The organism is Catenibacterium sp. (assembly GCF_052354645.1).
Lineage (GTDB): Bacteria > Bacillota_I > Bacilli_A > Erysipelotrichales > Coprobacillaceae > Catenibacterium > Catenibacterium mitsuoka_A.
In genome coordinates, this window is sequence record NZ_DAWDDM010000080.1 from 1 (window position 1) to 7,860 (window position 7,860).

The 7,860-nt window shown below is 33.1% G+C and carries 6 protein-coding genes and 1 pseudogene; 1 reads left to right on the forward strand and 6 read right to left on the reverse strand.

Going from position 1 to position 7,860, the window contains the following annotated elements; translation table 11 throughout:
* The first annotated feature begins 81 nt into the window (after positions 1-81).
* Positions 82-1,140, forward strand: a complete 1,059-nt coding sequence (locus ACT8VG_RS05060; RefSeq protein WP_444195329.1) for an ISL3 family transposase — start codon at positions 82-84, stop codon at positions 1,138-1,140.
* Between the two features lie 83 nt (positions 1,141-1,223).
* Here ACT8VG_RS05060 and ACT8VG_RS05065 read toward each other — a convergent pair whose 3' ends face one another.
* From ACT8VG_RS05065 to ACT8VG_RS05090, 6 genes and pseudogenes are all read right to left on the reverse strand, one after another.
* On the reverse strand, positions 1,224-2,729 hold the full coding sequence (locus ACT8VG_RS05065) for an LCP family glycopolymer transferase (RefSeq protein ID WP_418402141.1): 1,506 nt from the start codon (positions 2,727-2,729) through the stop codon (positions 1,224-1,226).
* A 119-nt stretch (positions 2,730-2,848) separates the two neighbouring features.
* On the reverse strand, positions 2,849-3,241 hold the full coding sequence (gene tagD / locus ACT8VG_RS05070) for a glycerol-3-phosphate cytidylyltransferase (RefSeq protein WP_226793721.1): 393 nt from the start codon (positions 3,239-3,241) through the stop codon (positions 2,849-2,851).
* 78 nt (positions 3,242-3,319) lie between these two features.
* Positions 3,320-4,327 (reverse strand): annotated as a pseudogene (locus ACT8VG_RS05075) (NAD(P)H-dependent glycerol-3-phosphate dehydrogenase); the annotation flags it as partial.
* An 89-nt stretch (positions 4,328-4,416) separates the two neighbouring features.
* Entirely contained in the window at positions 4,417-5,874 is a 1,458-nt protein-coding gene (locus tag ACT8VG_RS05080) for a flippase (protein WP_187011853.1), read from the reverse strand.
* 79 nt (positions 5,875-5,953) lie between these two features.
* Positions 5,954-6,979 (reverse strand): hypothetical protein, encoded by a 1,026-nt coding sequence (locus ACT8VG_RS05085; RefSeq protein ID WP_278243045.1) that lies wholly within the window; start codon positions 6,977-6,979, stop codon positions 5,954-5,956.
* A gap of 16 nt (positions 6,980-6,995) precedes the next feature.
* Positions 6,996-7,860 (reverse strand): glycosyltransferase (locus tag ACT8VG_RS05090; protein ID WP_444195330.1); only part of this gene is annotated, 865 nt, incomplete at its 5' end.

Genomic DNA, 7,860 nt, shown 5'->3' on the forward strand with positions numbered 1-7,860 from the left:
GCACACTAGAGTTTTGGGGGATTTGAGTTTGGTTATATATTTGTGTCCGCGCAACAAAGGCGCGGGGAAATGGAGAAAATCATGAATAAACTTAAAGAACCTACAACTACTTTTTCACTGGTTGCTAGATTCTTTAACACAAGTCCTACTAAAGTTGTTGAAATATTTGATAAGTATGGTCAGATGCGTAGACAGCCTTTACCTGAGATTATATGTATTAATGAGAAGCACTGGAGACATAAAGGACAAAACAAATATATGTGTGCTATTCTTAATTTTAAGACCATGGAAATTGTAGATATCATTGATGGAAGAACCAAGAAGGCATGGTCAAGTTATACTCAGATAATCGATAAAAAAGAACTCGCTAAAGTCAAATATATCTCTATCGATATGTATGAAACGTACAGATTGGTAAGGAATCAATACTTTTCTGGGGCAGTATTGTTATGCGATTCATTTCATGTCATAAAAAATATCAATAAAGTAGTAGATGATATCAGAATTAAAGTAGGCAAAAGATACCAAAAAGATAGTACTGAATATTATCTTCTCAAAAAGTTTCACTTCCTTATATTGAAAAACTACAATGATATTCCGTTCAACAAGGCAAGATACAATAAAAAGCTTAAAAGATATATAGATTATCATCAACTGCTTGAAATAATCCTAAGCATAGATAATGAACTAACAGAAGCATACAATCTAAAGGAACAGTATATTGCCTTTAATCATTATGCTACTTCTGAAAACTGCAGAGAATGGCTTTCAAGAATAATTCAAAAATATGCAACATCAGGAATCACTGGCTTCATATCATTATCTGGAACTCTTATAAACTGGTTTGATGAAATATGTGCATCATTTGATTTAGTAGATGGTCGAAGAATATCTAATGGACCAGTAGAAGGAATCAATTCTAGAATAGATAAGATACTTTCAAATGCATGTGGATATCAGAACTTTGCAAGAATGAGAAATAGACTAATGTACTCTCTTAATAAATCCTCTAATCCTTCCTCTTACGCTATTGATGAAACAATCAAAAGAGGGGAAAAAAGAGAGGATCTTATAAGAAAAAAATCAATAAAACATTTAAATAGGATTAATATGAGCGCGCTGAAGGGCAGTCATTTCTGACTGCCCTTCACAAGTGGAAACCCCCAAATATTTAAAGCGAGTTTTTTATTGACCACCCCTTAAAAATTAAAGGTTCCACTTAATTAGTTTGTTTTCTTTTCTGCTTCTTTAGCTTCTTGTTCAGCTTTTTCTACATCAAAGATTTTCTTTTCAGTATCAATCTTCTTACCATCACACATAGCGTTGATGTATTTAGAATTTAATTCAATACTGTCTTCATCTGGGATACTGTACCACAACCTAGTCTTAGGCATTGAGTAACCACCGGTCTGCATCACACCTTCACCCTTAAGGAATGATTTCTGGAAATCCCATTTAATGTTGTCATCTAACTGCTTATTAACTAAAGCTCTGATACTTGAAGATGGCATATTAGTAGTAAATGTATCTTTGATAGAATCTAAGATTTCACTATAGTTAGTTAAGATCTTTGGAGATACTGCTTTCTTGATAATAGCCTGTAATACTGCCTGCTGGTTTTCAGTTCTATGCTGGTCACCAGACTGGTATGTATAACGTTCTCTTGCGAATGCAAGGGCCATACGTCCATCCATATGTACATTTCCCTTAGGAATCTTAATACCATGGTCTGTATAAGGAATAAATGCCTTATCAGAATAAATATCAATACCACCTAACGCATCAACTAACTGGATAACTGACTGAAAATCAACTCTTGCATAGAAATCAATGTTGATGTCTAAGAAATCTTCAATAGTCTTTATACTGTTTTCTGTTCCACCATATAAAGCAGAATGAGTTAATTTATCTTTCTTACCACAGTTTGCAAGTTTTACATAATAGTCTCTAGGAATACTTGTCATTAACATCTGACCATTGTTTGGATTAATAGTCACTAATAGGTTAACGTCTGAACGGCTGTTTTCATTTACACCACCACGAGAGTCAACACCACTAATATAACATACGAATGGCTTCTTAGTTACATTAACATCAGAAGCAGTATTTTCTACTTCTTCTACAATCTTTTCCTGCCATAATACTTTAGTCTTTGATTCAAAGTTACTATAAGTTTCTTTGATCATTTCACGATAACTTTCATTTAATAGGATTGCATCACAATCACCACTATATAAGTCTGATGCAAGCTTCGCATTATCATCTTCACCATTACCATGGAAGCTGATCTGCTTCTCTAGTTTTTCTTTTACCTGCATCGCTTTCTTTTTATCGTTTGCGTAGTAATCGATTGTTTTTCCTTTTAATGAAGAAACATTCTTATAACCACTGCTTTTTAATACTACTAAAGAATAAGTAGTTGTTTCAGTACCTACATTAGTAAGAGATGAAAGGAATGAATCACCTTTGATAATCTTACTAGTACCAAATACCATTGCGATACTTAATAAAAGAGACACTATTTTACCAATTAAAGGTCTTGCAACTTTTTTCTTCTTTGATGGCTTTGATAATAAGAACATCAATAGCCATAATACTACTAATACTGCGAATGCTGCCATTAAATACTTTGTAGGTAAGATTCCAATCTTAACTACGAAGAATGCAAGCACTGCAGATACAACAGCCTGGATACCTAGGACCAAGGCACGTGATGTAATAAACTTCATAACTACCTCCTATAATTCGGGTTCATTCGTCATTATACTCGTAAATGAAAAAATGAAAACCTTTAAGGTGATAATTACACAAAAATTACATATCATCTTCATAAACGAGTAAAATATGACTATTTATTCAAGTCTTTTTTGATTCTAGTTGTACTGATTTCAGGAGTTCTAGGTAAGTATACTACTTCTGCACCTTCTTCTTCTAAGAAGTCAAACTGACCTTTCCAGTCATCTCCCATAACAAATGTATCAACATGATATTCATGAACATCTTTACGTTTCTGATCCCATGCACATTCAGGAATAACTAAATCTACATATCTAACTGATTCTAGTAACTGTTTTCTCTGTTCATAAGTAAAGTAACACTTCTTCTGTTTTTCATTCCAGTTGAATTCATCTGTTGATAAACCAACGATTAAGTAATCACCTAATTCTTTAGCTCTTCTTAATAGATTAATATGACCATAATGTAATAAGTCAAAAGTCCCATAAGTAATAACTCTCTTCATTCCACTTTTCCTCGTCTTTCTTAATACTGACTCTTCAAATACATCATTAATAGATGGAAGAGGTGTTTCTGATTTTAAATCTCTCTGTAATAATGCATTTACTGCATCCTTTGGATTCAAGCCTTCATTAACGATTTTATTGACAGTCATTACAATAGGCATATCCACTTTATAAGTTTCTGCAAGCTGAACAGCTGCAGGTAATGCATTAATACCTTCTACAACCATTCCTACTTCCTTAACTGCCTCTGCTGGTGTCTTACCTTCACCAATCAAATGACCTGCCTGGTTGTTTCTACTGAATTCACTTGTACAAGTCACAATCAAGTCACCCATACCAGTTAAACCACTAAATGTATGTGGTGTACAGCCAATTCTACCACCAAGTCTCTCCATTTCTGCAAGACCTCTTGTGATTAAAGCTGCACGGGCATTATCACCATAACCTAAGCCTCCAGAAATACCAGCAGCTAACGCAATAATATTCTTTAATGCACCACAGATTTCAATTCCTTTTACATCGTTATTTGTATACACACGCATAAAAGGACTACTAAAGAACTTCTGTACATACTTTGCGGCATCTAGATTCTTACATGCAGATACAATGGCAGTAGGTAATCCTCTTGCCACTTCTTCTGCATGAGTAGGACCAGATAGGGCGACAAGATGTAATGTTTCATTATCAAGTACATCTTCAATAACTTCAGTTAAAGTCATGAATGTATCTGCTTCAATACCTTTCGCAACATCTACAATAATCTGATTATCTTTAATGTAAGGTTTAGCCTTTTCAGCTGTGCTTCTTACAAATATAGAAGGAACCGCAAACATAATAATATTCTGATTAGTACATGCTTCTTCTATATCTGTTGTATAACGAATAGTTTCAGGAAAATCTACACCAGAAAGTTTTGGATGTGTATGTGTTGTGCTTAACTGTTCCACTTCCTGTGGAAGGGCAGACCACACTGTTACTTCCTTATCACAATTAGCCAGCATTCTTGCAAGAGCCATACCCCATGTACCAGCTCCTAAAATACCGATTTTCTGTTTATCAGGCATATCTCTGATTTCCTCCTTCATATGAATATAATTATTTTACATCATTCATATTCATTAGTCATTACAATAAAAGTATACCCTTTATTGTTTTATAAGTCAAAAAGCGCAGATTATGCGCTTTTATGTTTTAACTTACTAAATATTTGTGTCAATATTTCAACCACAAGTTTTTCTTTCATAATGATGAGTACAAGACCATATACACCAAAGAACAAGATAGCTGAAATAACGAGTGTGATAAATACATGTAAATTTAATGCAGTCACCCAGAAAGATGCAAGTGATGCAAGAATAATCGCAAGAATAATCTTTAAGTATTTAATATCACTAAAGGCTGTTTTGATTTCATTCTTTAACGCAATACACTGTACGACCATAACCGCAAATTCTGCAAGTAATGTACCAATTGCAGCACCACTTGATTGATATACTGGAATCAATAATGCATTAACCACTAAGTCAATCACTGCACCAACTATTTCTGATACAAGTACAGCTTTTTCATATCCTAATGGTACAAGAATCTGAATACCCAAGATATTTGTAATACCAATAAGGAGTAGGGTAGGCATGATAAGCTGCATAGGTACAACTGCTGGCGCAAAGGCATCGCCTGATAAAAAGAAGATACCCTGTTTTGCGAAGAGAATGAAATAGATCATCATTGGTGATGCAATAATGAATACGAAATTTAATGCTTTTCTGCTTAGTTTCTTAAATTCATCCATCTGCTGGTGTTCAATATAATAAGCCGCTCTAGGAAGTAATACAGTACCTAGTGAAGTAACGATAGATACTAAAATGTTCTTAATCTTAACAGCTGCACCATAGTAACCAACATCTGCATTAGTAGCCATGAACCCCAACATAACTGAATCTAGATTAGTATAGATTGTAGTTGCACAGCTCATCGCAAAGAAGATAGCGACTGGCTTGAAATGTCTCTTGAAATTATAATGTCCAACTGGTTTTAAACCAATATATTTGTGGGCATTTAATAAGTTAAGAATAAATGAAGCACTTGCCGCAAATACTGTAATACCTGCATACATAATATAATCGTTCTTTGAACGAACTAACATAAACATTGCGATAAGTCCAATAAACTTGAAGATAATAGAACGGATAGTAATATATGTATACTGTTCTAAAGCTTTATAAAGCCATTCCATACCTATTGTAGTAAGTAGGATAGTACTACTAGTAATCACATACAACATCTTATCAGATGCAAGCTTTGGAACTGCGAATAACGCAATAATAAACGCAACATAAGAGATCACAGTCATGACAAGATTTATAATTAATAATTCTTGTGTTGTTCTTGTGAGTTTTTCATGATCATCTCTTACCTGTGCACATACTTTAATACCATATGTCGGAATACCTAACTGCGCAAACATTGAGAAATAAGTGATCAATGATGTCGCAAAGTTAACCTGACCTGTTCCTGTAGGTCCTAATACTCTCGATACATATGGGAATGTAATAAGTGGGAATATGAATGAAGACATTGTAAGTAATGCATTCATAATGAAATTCAACTTAAGTGATTTCTGTTTTTTCATACAAGACCTCTCTTTCCTTGTTACAAACCGCAAATATTATAAATCAAAAATAATAAGAGTTAAAGAAGAAAAAGAGGCTTTAAGCCTCTTCAATTTCTTTGATTGCCTGAGTTAGGTAATATCCATTTTTAAGTCTATTAGAAACAACTGCGACATTTTTAACCATTTCGAAGTATTCTTCTTCACTTAGACTCGCAAATTTTTCTCCAAGTTCATCTAAAGAGTTGACTGTGATACCTAAGCCATGTTCTTCTACAAATTTAGCTTCTGCAGCTTCCTTCCAGATTACTACTGGAATACCAGATACTAGATATAAAGATAATTTATGAGGGTTATTATATTTTAAGTACTCTCCTGTATTACCATCACATTTTTCAATAGAACTTCCATCCCATACTAAACCAAAACCACTATATAACTGGTTATTGATTTCATCAGGTGGGAAAGCACCATGATAAGTAATATTAGATGCAAGAATATCTTCATTTAAATGTACACCATATAAATCAAAATGAACTGCTTTAATATCCTTTAGCTTTGCAAGATAGTTACTCTTCTTTTCATCTAGGTTACCTGCAATACTTACAGAACGATCAAACTTGATTGTATTATTTGATTCACATAAATAGTCAAAGATATGAAGATTATGAATCTTTTCTCTGTTTACTCCCTGTGTGACTAAATAGTCAATCATACAATCGTTATGTGCAATAATATAGTCAGAGATGTCATACATCTTATGATCCATATATTCAAAATCATCCTGAGCGTTTAAGAATAGCTTTCTTAATGAATCTAAGTCATGAATAAGGAATGCTAGCTTGATATGCTTTTTTTGTTTTACCTTCTCTAAGATATCAATATATTTCTTATTCACATAAAGAGGATGAGGTACTACAAGTAAAGCACCTTCATCAATCTTATTTAAATGATTGAAGGCTAAGAAGTTATGTACCTTCTTGATATACTTGTTTCCTGATTTATAAAGATTAATTTCAAATGGTTCATAACCATTCTGATGAAGAATCTTATTACAATCCTGAACAGCTTTAGTACTGGCATCAAGATTAGAATCAATTGTGACCTGTAAATAATATTTTTTCATAACTGTTTTCCTTTCTTTAATCATCTAAGTAGGATTTTAATCTCTTAGCTTCTGTATCGATATCAAATCCTTGTTCTTTGATGATATCCGTATATTTATTTCTATCAATGTCTCTTGAAGTGAATTGACTATAAATCATATCTGCCCATTCTACAGGAGATTCATCTAATGAAATATATGTAAGTAAATCTGTAATCCCTACACTTTCTGGGACAACTGTCTTGGAAGTAAAGGATAACAGTCCAGAAGCCTGAGCTTCTAATAATGATATACCAAATCCTTCAAAACGAGAAGGGAAGAGGAATATATCAGCCGCTGACAGTAATTCCGGGATATCACTACGTAAACCTAATAGCTGTACACTATCAGTAAGATTTAAATCAGAAATCTTCTGTTCAAGTTCACCTCTTAATTCACCATCACCTACTAATACGAGTTCAAAACGATCATCCCTATTCTTTAACTCTTCAAAGATATCAATAAGGAATAGTAAATTTTTTTGATAATTAAAACGAGCAGTATTTATAATAGTTATTTTATTCTCTAGATGCAAATCTCTTCTGTAAATATTTCTCATTTCACTATCAAATTTAAATCTCTTTGAATCAATCGCATTATTAATAATATGATAATGCGGACTTTGACGCACTTCATCTTCAAAAAAGAATTCTCCTGCAAGCTCTGAGCAAGCAAAATAATCAGTTGCATATTGTTTTACTTTCTTTTTATTCCTATAATGCATAAATTTATAGAAAAGTGCTTTCTTGCCTTTTTGCATGAAATCATTGTTATGCGCATGAACAATCACTTTTTCAGGAGAAGACAAATAAGCATATTTTAATAATCCTAAGTTGCCTAAATCACAGGCATTAAACCAGATG